Consider the following 18069-nt stretch of genomic DNA (forward strand, 5'->3'; position numbering starts at 1 on the left):
TCGGGCGCAGCCAAACGCCCTATCCGTCGTCACGCCAGCGGTTCACAATCGGATAGCGCCGGTCAAGCCAGAAGCTGCGCTTGGACAGCCGCGGACCAGGCGCGGATTGGAAGCGTTTATATTCGGAAATATAGAGCAGATGCTCGACCCGCTTGACGTCTTCGCGCGTGTATCCCGCCGCAAGGCAATCCGCGACCGATGCCTCACGATCCACCAACATTTCCAAAATGCCATCCAGCACCGGATAATCGGGCAAGCTGTCGCTGTCCTTTTGATCCTCGCGCAATTCGGCGGAGGGCGGTTTGGTGATCACATTGGCAGGGATCATCTCGCCCGCGCGGCCCATCATCCATTCGGGGCGGTGATGCGCGTTGCGCCAGCGGCAAATATCGAACACCCGCGTTTTGTAGAGATCCTTGATCGGGTTATAACCGCCTGACATATCGCCATAAATCGTCGCATACCCGACGGCCACTTCGGATTTATTGCCCGTGGTCAAAAGCATCTCGCCGAACTTGTTCGACAGCGCCATAAGCAGCAGCCCGCGCAGGCGCGACTGGATATTCTCTTCGGTAATGTCCGGCTCGGTGCCTTCCATCAAAGGCGCCAGCGTCGCGGTGATCGCGGCGCGCCCTTGTTTGATCGGCACATAATCGTATCGGCAGCCCAAAGCCTTGGCCACGGCCTCGGCATCGTCAAGCGAGGCCTGCGAAGTATATTCGGACGGCAACATCACACAGCGCACATTCTCCGGCCCCAAAGCATCGGCGGCGATGGTGGCGACAATCGCGCTGTCGATCCCGCCCGACAGGCCAAGCAGCACCTTTTTGAACCCCGTCTTGCCCATATAATCGCGCAGGGCCTCGACGACACAGCGGTAATCTTGCTCCATCGCGTCGGGGTGTGTTGTGAAATCCCCCTCCTCGGCGCGCCATCCGTCATCGGTGCGGGCGAAATCGACGTGGCTGATCACCTCGTCAAAGACCGGCAATTGCACCACGGGCTTGCCATGGGGGTTGAGCACAAATGTGCCGCCATCAAACACCTGATCATCCTGCCCGCCGACCATATTGAGATACACCAAAGGCAATCCGGTTTCGACCACGCGGGCCACCATATGATTGAGCCGCGTCTCGAATTTGTTGCGATAATAGGGCGAGCCATTGGGCACGAGCAGGATTTCCGCCCCCGTCTCGGCCAATGTCTCGCACACATCCTCGTGCCACGCATCCTCGCAGATCGGCGCGCCGATGCGCACACCGCTCACGACAAACGGCCCCGTCACATCGCCATGCTCGAACAGGCGCTCCTCGTCGAACACCGTCTCATTGGGCAAATGGTGCTTGAGAACCCGCGCCGTCACCGTGCCGCCATGCAAGATGTAATAGGCGTTATAAAGCCCGCGCCCCTCGATCCATGGCCCCCCGATGCCCAGCGCCGGACCATCGGCGCAGGCCGCCGCCAGCGCCTCGATCTCGGCCATGGCGGCCTGATGAAAGGCGGGTTTCATGATCAGATCTTGGGTCTGGTATCCGGTGATGAACATCTCGGGCAGCGCGACCAGATCGGCGCCCGCAGCCTTGCCCGTCGCCCATGCCTCGCGCGCCTTTGCGGCATTGCCACCAAGATCGCCCACAGTGGGGTTAAGCTGTGCAAGGGTCATACGAAAGCGGTCGGCCATTGGGTCTGTCCTATCGGGTCCTATTGCCCCTGATGTATCAGATCGGAGCCGAAGGAAAAGCCGAATTGCCGCGCCGCGCCGATGCGCCCGCCCCGCCGCCGCCATTGCGCCGCTCCCGCGCCATAGGTGCCGCGCCGCCGACACAGCGGTTAACCAGTTGCCCCGCGCCCAGCGGGCCGCTAGATTTAAACCCAGCTTAACGGGCCGCCACACCCACCGGAGATTCCATGAACACTGCTCTGAAAACTTTCGGATTTTGCCTTTTCATCGCCGCAAGCGCGGGGATCGCCCCCCTGCCCGCCCACGCCCAAGACGGCGGCGTGCAGACCAAGCAATATGATGATGGCGGCGTCTATGAAGGCACCTTCAAAAACGGGTTGCAGCATGGCACCGGCACCTACCGTTTGCCCAACGGATATGAATACACGGGCAATTGGGAAATGGGCGAAATTCGCGGCCAAGGCGCGGCGCGTTTCCCCAACGGGTCGGTCTATGAGGGCGAATTTGCCAAGGGCAAACCCGAAGGCACCGGCAAAATCGTCTTTTCGGATGGCGGCACCTATGAGGGCACATGGGAAGACGGCAAGATCATGGGCACGGGCGTGGCGATCTATGCCAATGGCGTGCGCTATGACGGCGGATTTCGCAACGCCATGCACCACGGCACGGGCATCATGCAAAGCCCTGGCGGCTATATCTATGACGGCGAATGGATCGACGGGATCAAACAGGGCACCGGCAAGATCACCTATCCCGATGGGGCAATCTATGAAGGCGAAATCGTCGCGGGCGCGCGCGAAGGCATGGGCAAGCTGACCATCCCTGACGGGCTTGTTTACGTCGGCGAATGGAAAGGCGGACAAATCAACGGCACCGGCACATTGACCCAAGCCAACGGCGATGTCTACGAGGGCACGCTTGTCGAGGGGCGCCGCCAAGGCAAGGGCAAGGTCACCTATGCCAATGGCGACACCTATGAAGGCGATTTTGCCGATGACAAACGCCAAGGCAAAGGCACATTCACCGGCGCCGACGGCTATATCTATACCGGCGATTGGGTCGCGGGGCAGATCGAGGGCCAAGGGCAGGTCACCTATCCCGACGGATCGGTCTATGTCGGGCAGTTTCGCGGTGATCTGGCCGATGGCACCGGCAAAATCACCTATGCCGATGGCGCCACCTATGAGGGCGACTGGAAAGCCGGCGTCATCGAGGGCACCGGCCGCGCGGCCTATCCCAACGGCCTTGTCTATGAGGGCCAGTTCCAGAACGCGCAAAACCACGGCCAAGGGGTGATGACCTATGCCGACGGCTATCGCTACGAGGGCGAATGGCGCGACGGCCAGCGCCACGGAAAGGGCAAAGCCACCTACCCCGACGGCACCGTCTATGAGGGCGATTTTGCTCGCGGGCAGCGCGACGGCACCGGCATGATCAAAATGGCCGACGGCTTTAGCTATAAAGGGGAATGGAAGGCCGGAGAGATCAGCGGCACGGGCGTGGCCACCTATGCCAATGGCGATATCTACGAGGGCAATTTCCGCGCCGGAAAACGCCAAGGCAACGGCACCATGCGCTATGCCAGCGGCCAAGAGGCCAGCGGGGATTGGGAAAACGGCGCGCTCAAAACCGACACGGATACCGACCCCGCAAGCGATAGCGATAGCGCCGCCGCGCCTGCGCCCGCTACCGAGCCGCCCGCCGAATAGGCCGCGCTACACCGTCTCGCCTGCGCACATACGATCCAAAAACGCCTCGGCCTGCGCCAAAATATCGGCGCGTTTACCCGCCTCCATCCGGTCCCACGTGCGATACATCTGCGCCATCCGCGGGTTGGATTTGAACCGCTCCTCATGGCGCATCAAAAACGCCCAATAGAGCAAGTTGAACGGGCAGGCCCCCGCGCCCGTCTTGACCCGCGCATCATAGGCGCAGCCGCTGCAATAGTCGGACATCTTATTGATATAATTGGCCGAAGACACATAGGGTTTGGAGGCAATCACCCCGCCATCTGCAAACTGGCTCATCCCCACGGTATTGGGCGCCTCGACCCATTCGAAAGCGTCGATATAGACGCCCAGATACCATTCGTGCACCTGCGCCGGATCGATCCCCGCCAAAAGCGCGAAATTGCCCGTGACCATCAATCGCTGGATATGGTGGGCATAGGCAAGCGCCTTGGTCTGCGCCACCGCCGCCTGCATGCAGGCCATATCGGTCTTGGCGCCCCAATAGAGCGGCGGCAGATCGCGGCTATGGCCCAGCGCGTTGCGCCGCACATAATCCGGCCCCTCATGAAAATAGATCCCGCGCATATATTCGCGCCAGCCGATGATTTGCCGGATAAACCCTTCGGCGGAATTGATCGGCACTTCCCCCGCCGCATAGGCCTCGGCGACCCGATCGCAAACTTCGCGCGGGGACAGAAGCCCAAGGTTCATATAGGGCGACAAAACCGCGTGATTGAGGAAGGCATCCCCCGCCAGCATCGCATCTTGCGTCTCGCCAAAACCGGCCAGTTGATAGCGCAGAAAATGATCCAACGCACGCAACGCCTGCCCGCGCGTGACCGCATAGGAAAACGGGCGCAATTGCCCGAAATGCCCACGGAATCGCGCTTCGACAAGGGTGAGAACCTCCTGCGTCACCTCATCGGGCGTAAATTCCATCGGCTTGGCGCGCAGCAGGTCCGGCTCGGCCCGCTTGCGGTTGTCATGATCGAAATTCCACTGCCCGCCTGCGGGCTCCCCTTCCTCCATCAGCAATCCGGTCTTGCGCCGCATCTCGCGATAGAAATACTCCATCCTGAGCGCCTTGCGCCCCTCGGCCCAGAGGTCGAAATCACGGTGCGTTGCGATAAACCGGTCGTCCTCAAGCACCTCGACCTCAAGCGGCAGCGCATCAATCGCCTCGATCACGCGCCATTCGCCGGCGCGGGTGGTGATCACCTTGCCCGCGCCAAATTCTTCGGCGCGCCGCAGCACCTCGGCGCATAGGCTTTGACCGTTTTGCGCATCATCCAGACGGCTATAGGCCACGGTCCAGCCGCTTTGCTCGAGCGCCTGCGCGAAATGGCGCATCGCCGACAGCACCAGCGCGATCTTCTTGGGATGGTGGCGCACATAGGTGCCCTCTTCCATCACCTCGGCCATGACCACCACATCACGCGCCTTATCCGCCGCCTTCAGCGCGGCGATCTGCTCGCTCAACTGGTCGCCCAGCACCAGCACGAGCCGCCTCACCACGCGACCGCCTCGCCGGTCCAGTCGAAAAACCCGCCGCTTTGCGCAGGGGTCAGCGCGCCGAGCACCGAAAGGATATTTTGTGCCGCCTCATCGGCGCTGACCGCCGGATGCCGCCCCAGATATCTGGCGGTAAAATCCGTCGCCACAGTGCCCGGATGCAGGGCCACACAGATGGCCTGCGGGTGGCTGCGCGCGATCTCGATCGCCCCGCCATGCAGGATCTGGTTCAGCGCCGCCTTGGCCGCGCGGTAGCTGTGCCAGCCCCCCAAACGGTTATCGCCAATCGACCCCACCCGCGCCGACAGCGCCGCAAACACCGCGCGCCGGTCCTTGGGCAAAAGCCGCAGCGCATGTTTCAAAACCAAGGCCGGACCGATCGCATTGAGCGCGAATTGATCCGCCATGGCCCGCGCCTCGAGCCGCGCGAGGCTTTTTTCGGGCGCGGCCCCGCCGATTTCCAATGCGCCGGTGGCCACGAACACCAAATCAAACGCCCCCTCAAGCGCACCCAGATGCGCCGCGACCGAGGCCTCGTCGGTCACGTCCAACCCGTCGCGGCGGCGCGACAATCCGCACACCTCGACCCCGCGCGCGTCCAGCGCCGAGACCACCGCGCTGCCAATTCCGCCCGAAGCGCCTATCACCAATGCTCTGTCCATAGGGCGCAGATAGCGGCGCGCATTTGCCGATCAAGGTAAATTCGCACTTTCCATTTGCAAACCGCACTCCTATACATTCCCCCATGATGACCAAGGGACATATCGCTTTTGCCGCGCGCCGCTTTGCTGCCGCCCAAAACGCACCGCTGCGCGCCGCGCGCGCGGACCTTGCCCTGCGTCTGCTGCTAAGCCGCCTCTGAGCGTGCCCTATCGGCGCGACCGCTCAGAGGATGTGCTTTCCGCGCCATAGCTTTAGCAGACATAGAAAAGAGACCCCGACATGACCGATATTTCCAAACAAGACCGCGTCTTGATTTTTGACACGACCCTTCGCGACGGCGAACAAAGCCCCGGCGCCACGATGACCCATGCGGAAAAGCTGGAGATCGCCAGCCTGCTCGACGAAATGGGCGTCGATATTATCGAAGCCGGTTTCCCGATTGCCTCGGAGGGCGATTTCAAGGCCGTTTCGGAAATTGCGATGAATTCGAAAAATTCGGTGATCTGCGGCCTTGCCCGCGCCAGCTTTGCCGATATCGACCGCTGTATGGAGGCCGTGAAACACGCCGCGCAGCCGCGCATTCACACCTTTATCGGCACATCGCCCCTGCACCGCGCCATTCCGAATCTCACTATGGACGAGATGGCCGAACGCATCCACGAGACGGTGACCCATGCGCGCAATCTGTGCGACAATGTGCAATGGTCGCCCATGGATGCCACCCGCACCGAGGAAGACTACCTGTGCCGCGTGGTCGAGATTGCGATCAAAGCGGGCGCGACCACGATCAACATCCCCGATACCGTCGGCTACACCGCCCCGCGCGAAAGCGCCGCCTTGATCCGGATGCTCCTCGAACGTGTGCCGGGCGCAGACGAGATCATCTTTGCCACCCATTGCCATAACGACCTTGGCATGGCGACGGCCAATTCGCTTGCCGCTGTCGAGGCGGGCGCGCGGCAGATTGAATGCACCATCAACGGTCTGGGCGAGCGTGCGGGCAATACCGCGCTCGAAGAGGTGGTCATGGCGCTCAAAGTGCGCAATGACATCATGCCCTACCAAACCGGCATTGATACGACGAAAATCATGAACATCTCGCGCCGCGTCGCCGCCGTGTCGGGATTTGCGGTGCAGTTCAACAAGGCGATCGTCGGCAAAAACGCCTTTGCCCATGAAAGCGGCATCCACCAAGACGGGATGCTCAAGAACGCCGAAACCTTCGAGATCATGCGCCCGCAGGACGTGGGCCTCGCGGGCACCTCCTTGCCGCTGGGCAAACATTCGGGCCGCGCCGCCTTGCGTGCCAAATTGGGTGATCTGGGCTTCGAACTTGCCGACAACCAGCTCAAGGACGTCTTTGTTCGCTTCAAGGAACTCGCGGATCGCAAAAAAGAGGTCTATGACGACGATCTCATCGCGCTGATGCGGGTCGGTGAAGATCCCGAAAACGACCGTATCCAAGTCAAGCGCCTGCGCGTGGTCTGCGGCACCGAGGGGCCTCAAACCGCCGCGCTGACCTTGATGATCGATGGGGTGGGATCCGCGACCGAAGCCACTGGCGACGGCCCCGTGGATGCGGCCTTTAATGCGGTCAAGGCGCTGTTCCCGCACAACGCGCGCTTGCAGCTTTATCAAGTGCACGCGGTCACCGAAGGCACCGACGCGCAGGCCACGGTTTCGGTGCGGATGGAAGAGGACGGGCGCATCGTGACGGGGCAATCGGCCGATACCGATACGGTCGTCGCCTCGGTGCGCGCCTATGTGCACGCGCTCAACCGCCTCTTGGTGCGGCGTGAAAAATCCGCGCCAGGTGAGGATCGCCGCGAAGTGTCCTACACCGATCCGTCCTGATTGATAGGGTAGATCCATAGGTAAGGTCCGGCCAGCGCGCCGGACCTTATTGTTTTGAGGCAAGCCACATCACCTGCGCAAAGCGACTCCGTCAATCTGAGGGGGGTAGATACCCACAGAGACGGCATCCGAATTTTACAATTTCGAACAATCAGCCGGCGAGGGCTGAGAATTTCCCGCTCAAGGCCGACGCCTCGGCATCCAGCCCGTAGAGCGCATTGACGATGAACATGCCCGACCCGATCATCCCATGCCCTTCGCGGGCAGGCGGGAAATAGACCCGATGATCCAAGACGTCCGGCAATGACATCTTGCGCAGCGCCGCCACCATCTCTTTATGCGCGCCGCTGGTCAAAATCGGATACCAAAGCGCGATCACCCCGACATTCCATTTACGGTTCAGCTTGCCGATAAACACCGGCAAATCCTGATATTCCGTTTTGATTTCATAGCTTGGATCGATCAGGATCATCCCGCGGCGCGGCATCGGCGGGCAAATCGCCATGGCATGGGCCAACCCGTCGGCCTTTGCGCATTTGGCACCAAAAGGCGACATCGCATATTCCAAAGCGGTAAATTCCTGCGGATGCAGCTCGGCGAAATGCAGGCTGTCCATATCGCGCAGGGTCTCGGCGGCCAGAACCGGCGATCCGGCGTAGGCCTGCGCCCCATGCACCTCGGCCACGCGGCTCAGCACGCGCATGTAGGGATGATCGGGCGCAAACCAACCGCGCGCGCGCACCAGATCAATGCCAGCCGCCCCCTCACCGGTTTTCAACGCCTCGGCCGCGCCAAGATCATAAAGCCCGCGCCCCGCGTGGGTTTCGATATAACTGAGCGGCTTATCTTTGTGCGTCATATAGTCAAGCGCGGCGCAAAGCAGCGCGTGCTTGTGCACATCGGCCAGATTGCCCGCATGGTAAATATGTTGATATGACAGCATCTTGCGCCCCGCTCTTCACCTATCAATATATATGGCGGTCCGGCCGGTTTTTTGCAATCATACTTCGCCCTGCGCCCACGCCCGAAACGAGCGAAACACCGCCGTATTCCCCGTTAACGCCCCTTTCACAAAGCGAACCATCCCCCTATAAGAGCAAAGGCCTGCAGCCAAGACGAGTCGCGGGCGATTGTCTATTTCCCACGAGGTCCCCTCGCATGTCGATTTTCAACAAACTGCCCAGCCTGTTTTCCGCCGATATGGCGATTGACCTCGGCACCGCCAACACGCTTGTCTATGTCAAAGGCAAAGGCGTGGTTCTGGCCGAGCCGTCGGTCGTCGCCTACCATGTCAAAGACGGCGTGAAAAAAGTGCTCGCGGTGGGCGAGGATGCCAAATTGATGCTTGGCCGCACACCCGGCTCGATCGAGGCGATCCGCCCGATGCGCGACGGGGTCATCGCCGATTTCGATACCGCCGAAGAGATGATCAAACATTTCATCCGCAAGGTGCACAAACGCTCGACCTTCTCCAAGCCCAAGATCATCGTCTGCGTCCCCCATGGCGCCACACCGGTGGAAAAACGCGCCATTCGCCAATCGGTTCTATCGGCGGGCGCACGCCGCGCCGGATTGATCGCCGAACCGATTGCCGCGGCCATTGGCGCGGGCATGCCGATCACCGACCCGACGGGCAATATGGTCGTCGACATCGGCGGCGGCACCACCGAGGTCGCGGTTCTGTCGCTGGGCGATATCGTCTATGCGCGCTCGGTGCGCGTGGGCGGCGACCGGATGGACGAGGCGATCATCAACTACTTGCGCCGCCAGCAAAATTTGCTCGTCGGCGAATCCACCGCCGAACGTATCAAGACCTCGATCGGCACGGCGCGTATGCCCGATGACGGACGCGGCACTTCGATGCAAATCCGCGGCCGTGACCTTTTGAACGGCGTGCCCAAAGAAACCGAGATCACCCAAGCCCAAGTCGCCGAAGCCTTGGCCGAACCGGTGCAGCAAATCTGCGAAGCGGTGATGACCGCGCTTGAGGCGACCCCGCCCGATCTGGCCGCCGATATTGTTGACCGCGGCGTGATGCTGACGGGCGGCGGCGCGTTGCTGGGCGATCTTGATCTGGCCTTGCGCGAACAAACCGGATTGGCCGTTTCCATCGCCAACGAGAGCCTCAATTGCGTGGCGCTCGGCACCGGCAAGGCGCTCGAGTTCGAAAAACAGCTGCGCCACGCGATTGACTACGACAGCTAAGCCCCCCACCCTGCGCACAGGCCCCACCGTTCCTTAACCCCACGAGGTCCATGCCCCATGGCACGGGATCGCAATCAAGGCGAAGAATATTCCGGTCCGCTCAAGCGTATGCTTGTCGGGCTTCTGCTTCTGTTGCTCTTGGGGATTTTCCTCGTCTGGCGCATCGACAGCCCGCGCGTCGAACGGTTTCGCTCGCAGGTGATCGACCGCGTTATGCCCAGCTTTGACTGGACCATGGCTCCGGTCACCGGCGCGGTGAACCTGCTGAGAAATTTCCAAAGTTATCAACGTATTGTCGAGCAAAACGGCGAGCTTCGCCGCGAGCTTCAACAGATGAAGGCCTGGAAGGAGGCGGCGCTTCAGCTTGAGCAGGAAAACGCGCGGCTTTTGGATTTGAACAATGTGCGGCTTGATCCGCAACTGACCTATATCACCGGCGTTGTGATGGCCGACAGCGGCTCGCCGTTCCGGCAATCGGTGCTGCTCAATGTGGGCGCGCGCGACGGAATCATCGACGGATGGGCGGCGATGGACGGGCTGGGGCTTGTCGGGCGAATCTCTGGCGTCGGACAACATACCTCGCGGGTGATCTTGCTCACCGATACGTCGAGCCGCGTGCCCGTCACGATCCAACCCTCGGGGCAAAGAGGGATGATCGGCGGCGACAACACCGCCGCGCCGCCCATCGCCTTTTTGGAGGATGCCGATCTTGTCCGCCCGGGCGATCGGGTGGTGACCTCAGGCGATGGCGGGGTATTTCCGCCGGGATTGCTGATCGGGCAGGTCGCAAAAGACCCGGGCGGGCGGCTGCGCGTGCGCCTTGCCGCTGATTACGAGCGGCTCGAATTCCTGCGCGTTTTGCGTGATCACGGCGCCGAGCAGATCAGCGATCCAGGGCGCCCCGTCACCAATGGCTCCCCTCTCCCCCTGAGCGCCGCGCCAAAGGAAAACCGCGATGGGTGAACATCCATTTTGGCGGCTTTGGTCCATGCGGGCGGCCTATCTGGCGCTATGTATTCTATTGATATTCTTCAATCTTATGCCGTTTGAAACCGTTCCGCGCGCGTGGGCTGGGCCCGATCTTCTGGCCGGTTTTACCTGTGCTTGGGTGCTGCGCCGGCCTGAATACACGCCCGTTCTGGCGATTGCGGCCGTCGCGCTTTTGGCCGATCTGCTCTATCAACGCCCGCCAGGATTATGGGCCGCCTTGATGGTGCTCACGGTCCAAGGGCTGCGCGCGCGCGCCGTCTCCTTGCGCGATCAGAGCTTCGCGGTGGAATGGGTGAGCGTTGCAACCGCCTTGATCGTGCTGGCGCTGAGCTATCGTGTGATCCTCGCGCTGTTGCTGGTGGATCAGGCGCCTTTGGGCCTGACCTTGATCCAGTTGATCATGACGCTCTTGTGCTATCCGCTCGCGGTTTTGATCACGATCACGCTATTTGGCGTGCGGCGGCCTTCGCTCGCCGAGGTGAACGCGTTAGGACAAAGGCTATGAAACGCAACAACCGCGATAGCCTCGAAACCGCGCGCAAGGTGACGCGCCGCGGGCTTATTTTGGGCGGCGCTCAGGCCGCGTTCATGGGGGCGCTGGCGCTCAGGATGCGGCATCTGCAGGTGGAAGAGGCCGACAAATTCCGGCTTCTGGCCGAAGAGAACCGCATCAAAATCAGCCTGATCCCGCCCTCGCGCGGACAGATATTCGACCGCAACGGCAGGATTTTGGCCGAAAACGCCCCCTCTTACCGCATCACCATGGTGCGCGAGGACGCGGGCGACGTCGAGGCCGTGCTCGGGCGGCTGGCGCAGCTTATCGAGCTTGATCCCACTGAGATGGAGCGCGCCTTAAGCGAGCTTCGATCATTGCGCGGCGACACGCAGGTGACAATCGCGGATCGCGTCTCTTGGGAGGCCATGTCGCGCGTCGCGGTCAACGCCCCCGCCCTGCCTGGTGTGACGCCCGAAGTCGGCCTGTCGCGGCACTATCCTTTGGGTCAGGACATGGCGCATGTGGTCGGCTACGTCGGTCCGGTCAGCGATTATGACCTGTCGAAAATCGACAATCCCGACCAGCTGTTGCTAACCCCGCGTTTCCAGATCGGCAAAATCGGCATGGAGGCCAAACACGAAGAAGACCTGCGTGGCAAGGCCGGTATCAAACAGGTCGAGGTCAATGCCGCAGGCCGCGAGATGCGCGAATTGGACCGCAAGGAAGGCCGCGCGGGCAAGGACTTCCAACTGACCATCGACCACATGCTACAAAACTATTGCCAAGCCCGTTTGGGCGAGGAAAGCGCGGCGGCGGTGGTGATGGATTGCGAGAGCGGCGATCTTCTGGCCATCGCCTCTGCGCCCAGTTTTGATCCGAATTTATTCGTGCGCGGCATCTCGACCACCGACTACCGCGCCCTGACCGAAAACACCTATCGCCCGCTTGCCACCAAATCCGTGCAGGGCCTTTATCCGCCTGGCTCGACGTTCAAAATGGTGACGGCTCTGGCCGGATTGGAAGAGGGCATCATCACGCCGCTCGACACCGAATATTGCGGCGGGCATCTTGAGGTGGCCGGTCATAAATTCCACTGCTGGAAACGCGCGGGCCACGGGCACGTAAACCTCGCCTCCTCGCTGCGCGAAAGCTGTGATGTCTATTATTATAACCTCGCGCTGGAGGTCGGGATCGAGAAAATCTCGGCCATGGCGATGCGTCTTGGCATCGGCCAGAAATTCGACATCCCGATGAGCGCCGTGGCCACGGGCCGCGCCCCGACCAAAGCGTGGAAAGAACAAAGCTTTGGCAAGGAATGGGTGATCGGCGACAGCGTCAATGCCTCGATCGGGCAAGGGTTTGTTCTGGCCTCGCCGCTGCAGCTGGCGGTGATGAGCGCGCGGATTGCCACGGGGCGCGCCTTGGTGCCGCGTCTGGTCAAATCCGTCGACGGGGTCGAAACCTCCTTTGCGGCGGGCGAAAGCCTCGGGCTGAATGAAAACAACCTGCGCCATGTGCGCAAGGCGATGTTCGATGTTTCCAACAACCGGCGCGGCACGGCCTTTGGGAGCCGCATCACCGCCAAGGGCATGGAAATGGCGGGAAAAACCGGCACCAGCCAAGTGCGCAACATCACCGCCGCCGAGCGACGCTCGGGCGTGCGCTCGAACCGCGATCTGCCGTGGGAGCGGCGCGATCACGCGCTGTTTGTCGATTTTGCGCCCTATGACAATCCCAAGGTCGCGGTGGCGGTCGTGGTCGAACATGGCGGCGGCGGATCGACCGCAGCCGCGCCCATCGCCCGCGACATCACCTTGCAAGCCCTCTACGGCGAAGACCCGCCCCTGTCGGCCTATCCGGCCAAAGACCGAGGCCGCATCGCCGCGCAGCAAAAACGTCTGCGCCAAGCCCGCCCCGCCCCCGACACCGACGGGAGCGGACGCGCATGAGCTATCTTGAGTATTCGGTCAAATCCGCGCCCACGGGGCTGCGCAAATTTCTCTATTTCAACTGGCCTTTGACCTTGCTGCTCATCGCCGTGGCCAGCGCCGGTTTCTTGATGCTCTACTCGGTCGCGGGTGGCGGGTTTGACCCGTGGTCGGAGGCGCAGATGAAGCGCTTTGGCCTTGGTCTTGCGATCATGTTTATCGTCGGCATGGTGCCCGCGTGGTTTTGGCGCAATACCGCTGGTGCTGCCTATCTCGTCTCGCTTATCCTTCTGATCGCAGTCGAATTTTTCGGCACGGTCGGCATGGGCGCGCAGCGCTGGATCGACCTTGGCTTCATGCGTTTGCAACCTTCGGAGTTGATGAAAGTCACGCTGGTGTTGCTGCTGGCCTCCTATTACGACTGGCTGCCGACAAAACGTGTCTCGCATCCGGTTTGGGTGATTGTGCCCGCGCTGATCATTTTGGTGCCGACGTTTTTGGTCCTCAAGCAACCCGACCTTGGCACCTCGCTTTTGCTGATCGCGTCGGGGGCGGTGGTGATGTTTATGGCCGGTGTGCATTGGTCCTATTTCGCCGCCGTATTGGCTACGGGCGTCGGGCTTGTCACAGCCGTATTCAAATCGCGCGGCACGCCGTGGCAATTGCTCAAAGATTACCAATACAGGCGGATCGACACGTTTTTGGACCCTTCCACCGATCCGCTTGGCGCGGGCTATCACATCACCCAATCCAAGATCGCGCTCGGGTCGGGCGGATGGACGGGGCGCGGGTTTATGCAAGGCACGCAAAGCCGGTTGAACTTCCTGCCGGAAAAGCACACCGATTTCATTTTCACCACTCTGGCCGAAGAATTCGGTTTCGTCGGCGGGGTGACGCTTCTGGGGCTTTATGCGCTCATTATCGTGTTCTGCTTCGCCTCGGCGCTCTCCAACAAGGACCGGTTTTCCTCTTTGATGACCTTCGGCCTTGCGTCGACATTCTTTTTCTTTTTTGCCGTGAACATGTCGATGGTGATGGGGCTTGCGCCTGTCGTCGGCGTGCCGCTGCCGCTGGTCAGCTATGGCGGCTCGGCCATGTTGGTCTTGATGGTGGCCTTTGGATTGATCCAAAGCGCCCATGTCCACAGGCCGCGATAACCGGCCCAAACACAAAGGCTTACCCATGACTGTTAAAGTCCTTTTCGCAGGCCGCGCCGGTCTTTGGGACAGCTATGAGACCCATCTCAAAACCGCCCTTGCCGCGGCGGGTGTCGAGGCCGAGATCGGCCCGCAAGTGGACCCACAAGAGGCGCGCTATCTGTTGATCAGCGTGAAAGACGCACCGCAAGACTACGCCGCCTTCCCCCGCCTGAGGGCCGTGCAAACCCTTTCGGCAGGGGTCGAACATGTAGCGGGCAACCCGACGCTGCGCGTCCCTCTGGCGCGATTGGTCGATACGGGGTTGACGCAAGGCATGGTGGAATGGTGCACGGGGCATGTGCTGCGCCATCATCTGGGAATGGATGCGCAGATCACCCGCAACGAACCGATATGGGATCCCAAAGTGCCGCCGCTGGCATGGAGCCGGAAGGTCACCGTTTTGGGCTTGGGCGCCTTGGGGCAAGCCGTGGGCGAGGCGCTCGCGGCGCTCGGATTTGAGGTGCACGGGTGGAGCCGTTCGCCCAAATCCATCGCGGGGATCACCTGTCATCACGGCGACGAGGGGTTGAAAAGCGCCCTGCAAGGCGCTGAGATTGTGGTACTTTTGCTCCCGAAAACCGCTGCGACCGAAAACGTCATAAACGCGCAATCGATGGCGCAAATGGCGCGCGGCGCGGTGATCATCAACCCAGGACGCGGGCCATTGATCGACGACGAGGCGTTGATTGCGGCGCTGGATGAGGGGCAAATCGGCCATGCCACTTTGGATGTGTTTCGCGCCGAGCCCTTGCCGCAGGCCCATCCGTTTTGGGCGCATCCCAATATCACCGTCACGCCGCATATCGCCTCGGAAACGCGGCCCGAGACGGCGGCGCAGGTCGTGGCCGAAAACATCCGCCGTAGTGAAGCGGGCGAAGAGATGCTTCATCTGGTGGATGCGGCGCGCGGGTATTGAGACGGGCCTAGCGCAGGATCGGCGGTTTGCTCGGGTCCGATCCAGGCGCGGGGCGCGGGGCGGCGAGGCTCTCGTCGGGCTGCGGCAGATCGAACCGCAATCCCACCTTGGCCAGTTTCCCTGCCGCCGCATCCGAGGCGCGGAAGAACGCAACATCCATTGCCCCCGCCTCGATCCCCGAAAAGGTCAAGGCCTCGGCGGCGGCTTTGGCCAGCGCGCTTTCGGCATGGGGCAATGCGTCGACGAAGCCGAGCATATGCCCCTGCCCGCCGCTTTCAAATCGCACACCGACCAGATAGGCCATCCGCGCCATGCCGACCGCGCTGGCCAATTTGGCGTCAATCGCGCCAAGCAAAGCCTCGGGCAATCCCTTGGGCGGAGTAAATTCGGCGATCTTTTCTTCGGCCTCTTGCGGCGCATTGCCGAGCGTATCCACCAACCAATCCACCGCCTCGGGCGGGATCAGAATCGACGAAGGCGCCACCTCCAGATTGACGCCAAGCCCGATGCCTTGGCCCGCCAAAAGCCCCGCAACCACGCGCCCCGACAGCGCCGCATAGGGCGCAGGGCGGCCCGTGAAACCGGTCAAACGCTCTTCGCGGTCGAACAGCAAAACAAAGGAATGGTCTGACAATTCAAAGAGTTCCGGCTCGATGTTCTCTCCCTGCGGCTCTTTGGTGAGCAGCAAGAACAGCTCGCTGTCGGCCAGCCTCTCGAAAAACCGCAATCGGGCGGCATCATCGTCGGGCGCGGCCTCCATCGCGGCATGGGCGCCATCAAGCGGGGTAAGCGTCGGGGCGGGGTCAGTCATTGAACACCTTTTCAACCTGTTGGCGCAATTCGGGCAAGAGCTGTGCCGCGAACCACGGGTTGCGTTTGAGCCAAGCGGTATTGCGCCACGACGGGTGAGGCAAGGGGAAGATGCGCGGCGCATGCGCGCGCCAATCCGCCACCGTCGCCGTGACCGAGGCTTTGCCGCCCAGATAATTGCGCATCGCCGCCCCGCCGACCAAGACCGTCAGCGCAATATTCGGCAAGGCCGCGCGCACCTGCGCCCCCCATGTTTGCGCGCAGACCGGCGGCGGCGGCAAATCCGCGCCCTTCGCCGAATATCCAGGAAAGCAAAAGGCCTGCGGCACCACCGCGATGCGGGCGCGGTCATAAAACATGTCGCGATCCAGCCCGAGCCAGTCGCGCAGCCGCTCGCCCGAGGCATCATCAAAAGGAATGCCCGATTGATGCACCCGCATTCCCGGCGCCTGCCCCGCGATCAAAATCCGCGCCGATGCGCAAAACCACGGCACTGGGCGCGGGATATGCGCGGTTTTCGTCGCGGCAAAGCGTGCGGCGCAAATCCGGCAGGCCTTGATACGCGCGCAAAGCGCCTCTGCCACTTGCGGAATATCTTCATCACTTCGCTCATTCATATGAGACCCCTCGCCTGCCCCCCATCCGCGCCAATCCGCACAGTATGCGCGCATCATGACATGCGCAGCACATGCACATCTGCCGTTTTTGCCGCCCTTCGCTTGCCCCTTGGCGGCAAATGTCCTAATTGCGCAGGGCACGAACAACAAAACAGGCCCCTTGATATGTATCGCGTCTGGAACTTCCTTACCAACTATTCCCTTTTGCTGATCATCGGCGCGCTGACTGCTTTGGTCTGGGCCAATGTGAACGCCGAAAGCTATCACCATTTCGTCGAGTTCGTGATCTGGGATCACGCGCCCATCGGGCATCCGCATGACGGGCACCGCACGCTGACGCTGCATTACCTTATCAACGACGTGTTGATGGCGCTGTTCTTTGCCATCGCCGCCAAGGAAGTCTGGGAAGCCATCATCCTCAAGAACGGCTCGCTGCGCGGCAAAAAGGCGGCAACGCCCTTGTTTGCAACGCTCGGCGGCATGGTCGGACCGATTGCGATTTACCTTGGCATGGCGCTGTTCATCTGGCCCGACACCTATAGCAACGTCTCCAACGGTTGGGCGATCCCGACCGCGACGGATATCGCTTTTTCCTATCTGGTGGGGCGGATTGTCTTTGGCGCGGGGCACCCTGCGGTGCGCTTCTTGCTTTTGTTGGCCATCGCCGATGACGCGGCGGGCCTGATCATCTTGGCGATTTTCTATCCCTCCGGCGATCTTGCGCCGCAATGGCTCGGCCTGTCCTTGGCCGCAGCGGTGGCGGTTTATGTCTTGGCCAACTGGCTGCCGCGCCGTTTGGACCGCGGCAACCAGATGCGCCCGAATTCGACATGGATGCGCAACAAGCTCGGGTTTTGGCCCTATGCGATCGCCGCCTGTATCAGCTGGTACGGCTTTATGCGCTCGGGCATTCACCCCGCTCTTGGCCTTTTGCCCATCGTGCCGACAATCCCCCATGCGGACCGCGCGTTCGGGATCTTCTCGGAGGCAGAGCAATATCTGACCGACCTTTTGAATCACATCGAGCATCTGCTCAAACATCCGGTCGAGATCATCTTGTTCTTCTTCGGCTTGGTCAATGCAGGCGTCGAGTTCTCCGCCATCAGCGAGCCGACTTGGCTTGTGCTGGGCGGTTTGATCATCGGCAAACCTTTGGGCATCTTGATCTTTGGCTATATCGGCGCGCGCGTCTTGCGCCTTGGCTTGCCGCAGGGCATGCGGATCATCGATTTGTTTGTCATCGGCTGCGTGGCCGCGATCGGTTTCACCGTCTCGCTCTTCATCGCATCCGTCGCCTTTGACGCCGGACCGGTGCAGGATGCGGCCAAAATGGGCGCGCTCTTTAGCTTCGCCGCCGCCGGTATTTCGATTGTTGCCGGTCTGGTCTGCCGCGTCGAGAAGCGGCAGATTTAAGGCAAGGGCGCTAAATTGCCAGCAAAGCTCAACAAAACCGGCCCCCTCGCGGGCC

At 61.5% G+C, this 18069-nt stretch carries 15 protein-coding genes; 9 read left to right on the plus strand and 6 right to left on the minus strand.

Annotation, left to right across the window (positions count from 1 at the left end):
* Positions 1–19 precede the first annotated feature (19 nt).
* Complete coding sequence (locus ABWV64_RS05165; protein WP_353343198.1) at positions 20–1681, minus strand: NAD+ synthase; 1662 nt, start codon at positions 1679–1681, stop codon at positions 20–22.
* Positions 1682–1908: 227 nt separating this feature from the next.
* On the opposite strand from ABWV64_RS05165, the gene ABWV64_RS05170 reads away from it, so the two are divergent.
* Positions 1909–3390: an MORN repeat-containing protein gene (locus ABWV64_RS05170; RefSeq protein ID WP_353343199.1), complete on the plus strand. Its 1482-nt coding sequence runs from the start codon at positions 1909–1911 to the stop codon at positions 3388–3390.
* Positions 3391–3396: 6 nt separating this feature from the next.
* Here the strand turns inward: ABWV64_RS05170 and ABWV64_RS05175 are convergent, their stop codons facing one another.
* Both ABWV64_RS05175 and ABWV64_RS05180 read right to left on the minus strand, forming a co-directional pair.
* Complete coding sequence (locus ABWV64_RS05175; protein WP_353343200.1) at positions 3397–4923, minus strand: cryptochrome/photolyase family protein; 1527 nt, start codon at positions 4921–4923, stop codon at positions 3397–3399.
* Positions 4920–5585, minus strand: a complete 666-nt coding sequence (locus ABWV64_RS05180; RefSeq protein ID WP_353343201.1) for an SDR family NAD(P)-dependent oxidoreductase — start codon at positions 5583–5585, stop codon at positions 4920–4922. The genes ABWV64_RS05175 and ABWV64_RS05180 overlap by 4 nt, the downstream gene beginning before the upstream one ends.
* 280 nt (positions 5586–5865) lie before the next feature.
* Here ABWV64_RS05180 and ABWV64_RS05185 point away from each other — a divergent pair, with 280 nt between their 5' ends.
* Positions 5866–7440: a 2-isopropylmalate synthase gene (locus ABWV64_RS05185; RefSeq protein WP_353343202.1), complete on the plus strand. Its 1575-nt coding sequence runs from the start codon at positions 5866–5868 to the stop codon at positions 7438–7440.
* Positions 7441–7591: 151 nt separating this feature from the next.
* Here the strand turns inward: ABWV64_RS05185 and rlmJ are convergent, their stop codons facing one another.
* Positions 7592–8383, minus strand: a complete 792-nt coding sequence (gene rlmJ, locus ABWV64_RS05190) for a 23S rRNA (adenine(2030)-N(6))-methyltransferase RlmJ (protein ID WP_353343203.1) — start codon at positions 8381–8383, stop codon at positions 7592–7594.
* 215 nt (positions 8384–8598) lie between these two features.
* Between rlmJ and ABWV64_RS05195 the strand changes: the two genes are divergently transcribed.
* From ABWV64_RS05195 to ABWV64_RS05220, 6 genes are read left to right on the plus strand one after another with little or no spacing between them, the layout of a single operon-like run.
* Positions 8599–9645 carry a rod shape-determining protein gene (locus ABWV64_RS05195; protein WP_353343204.1) on the plus strand — a complete coding sequence of 349 codons (1047 nt, stop codon included), beginning with the start codon at positions 8599–8601 and terminating at the stop codon, positions 9643–9645.
* 57 nt (positions 9646–9702) lie between these two features.
* On the plus strand, positions 9703–10608 hold the full coding sequence (gene mreC / locus ABWV64_RS05200; RefSeq protein WP_353343205.1) for a rod shape-determining protein MreC: 906 nt from the start codon (positions 9703–9705) through the stop codon (positions 10606–10608).
* Positions 10601–11140: a rod shape-determining protein MreD gene (locus ABWV64_RS05205; protein ID WP_353343206.1), complete on the plus strand. Its 540-nt coding sequence runs from the start codon at positions 10601–10603 to the stop codon at positions 11138–11140. Before mreC ends, ABWV64_RS05205 begins: the two co-directional genes overlap by 8 nt.
* Positions 11137–13080, plus strand: coding sequence for a penicillin-binding protein 2 (gene mrdA, locus ABWV64_RS05210; protein WP_353343207.1), 1944 nt, complete (start codon positions 11137–11139; stop codon positions 13078–13080). The genes ABWV64_RS05205 and mrdA overlap by 4 nt, the downstream gene beginning before the upstream one ends.
* A complete protein-coding gene (rodA, locus tag ABWV64_RS05215) occupies positions 13077–14216 on the plus strand; it encodes a rod shape-determining protein RodA (RefSeq protein WP_353343208.1) in 1140 nt (379 codons plus the stop codon). The genes mrdA and rodA overlap by 4 nt, the downstream gene beginning before the upstream one ends.
* A gap of 25 nt (positions 14217–14241) precedes the next feature.
* Positions 14242–15174 carry a 2-hydroxyacid dehydrogenase gene (locus ABWV64_RS05220; RefSeq protein WP_353343209.1) on the plus strand — a complete coding sequence of 311 codons (933 nt, stop codon included), beginning with the start codon at positions 14242–14244 and terminating at the stop codon, positions 15172–15174.
* A gap of 7 nt (positions 15175–15181) precedes the next feature.
* On the opposite strand, the gene ABWV64_RS05225 is transcribed toward ABWV64_RS05220, so the two are convergent.
* Positions 15182–15985, minus strand: a complete 804-nt coding sequence (locus ABWV64_RS05225) for an SseB family protein (protein ID WP_353343210.1) — start codon at positions 15983–15985, stop codon at positions 15182–15184.
* Positions 15978–16601 carry a uracil-DNA glycosylase family protein gene (locus tag ABWV64_RS05230; protein ID WP_353343211.1) on the minus strand — a complete coding sequence of 208 codons (624 nt, stop codon included), beginning with the start codon at positions 16599–16601 and terminating at the stop codon, positions 15978–15980. The genes ABWV64_RS05225 and ABWV64_RS05230 overlap by 8 nt, the downstream gene beginning before the upstream one ends.
* 165 nt (positions 16602–16766) lie before the next feature.
* On the opposite strand from ABWV64_RS05230, the gene ABWV64_RS05235 reads away from it, so the two are divergent.
* Positions 16767–18014, plus strand: a complete 1248-nt coding sequence (locus ABWV64_RS05235) for a Na+/H+ antiporter NhaA (protein ID WP_353343212.1) — start codon at positions 16767–16769, stop codon at positions 18012–18014.
* Positions 18015–18069 lie beyond the last annotated feature (55 nt).

It is taken from the genome of Litorivita sp. NS0012-18 (genome assembly GCF_040371945.1).
In the GTDB taxonomy this organism is placed as follows: Bacteria; Pseudomonadota; Alphaproteobacteria; order Rhodobacterales; family Rhodobacteraceae; genus Litorivita.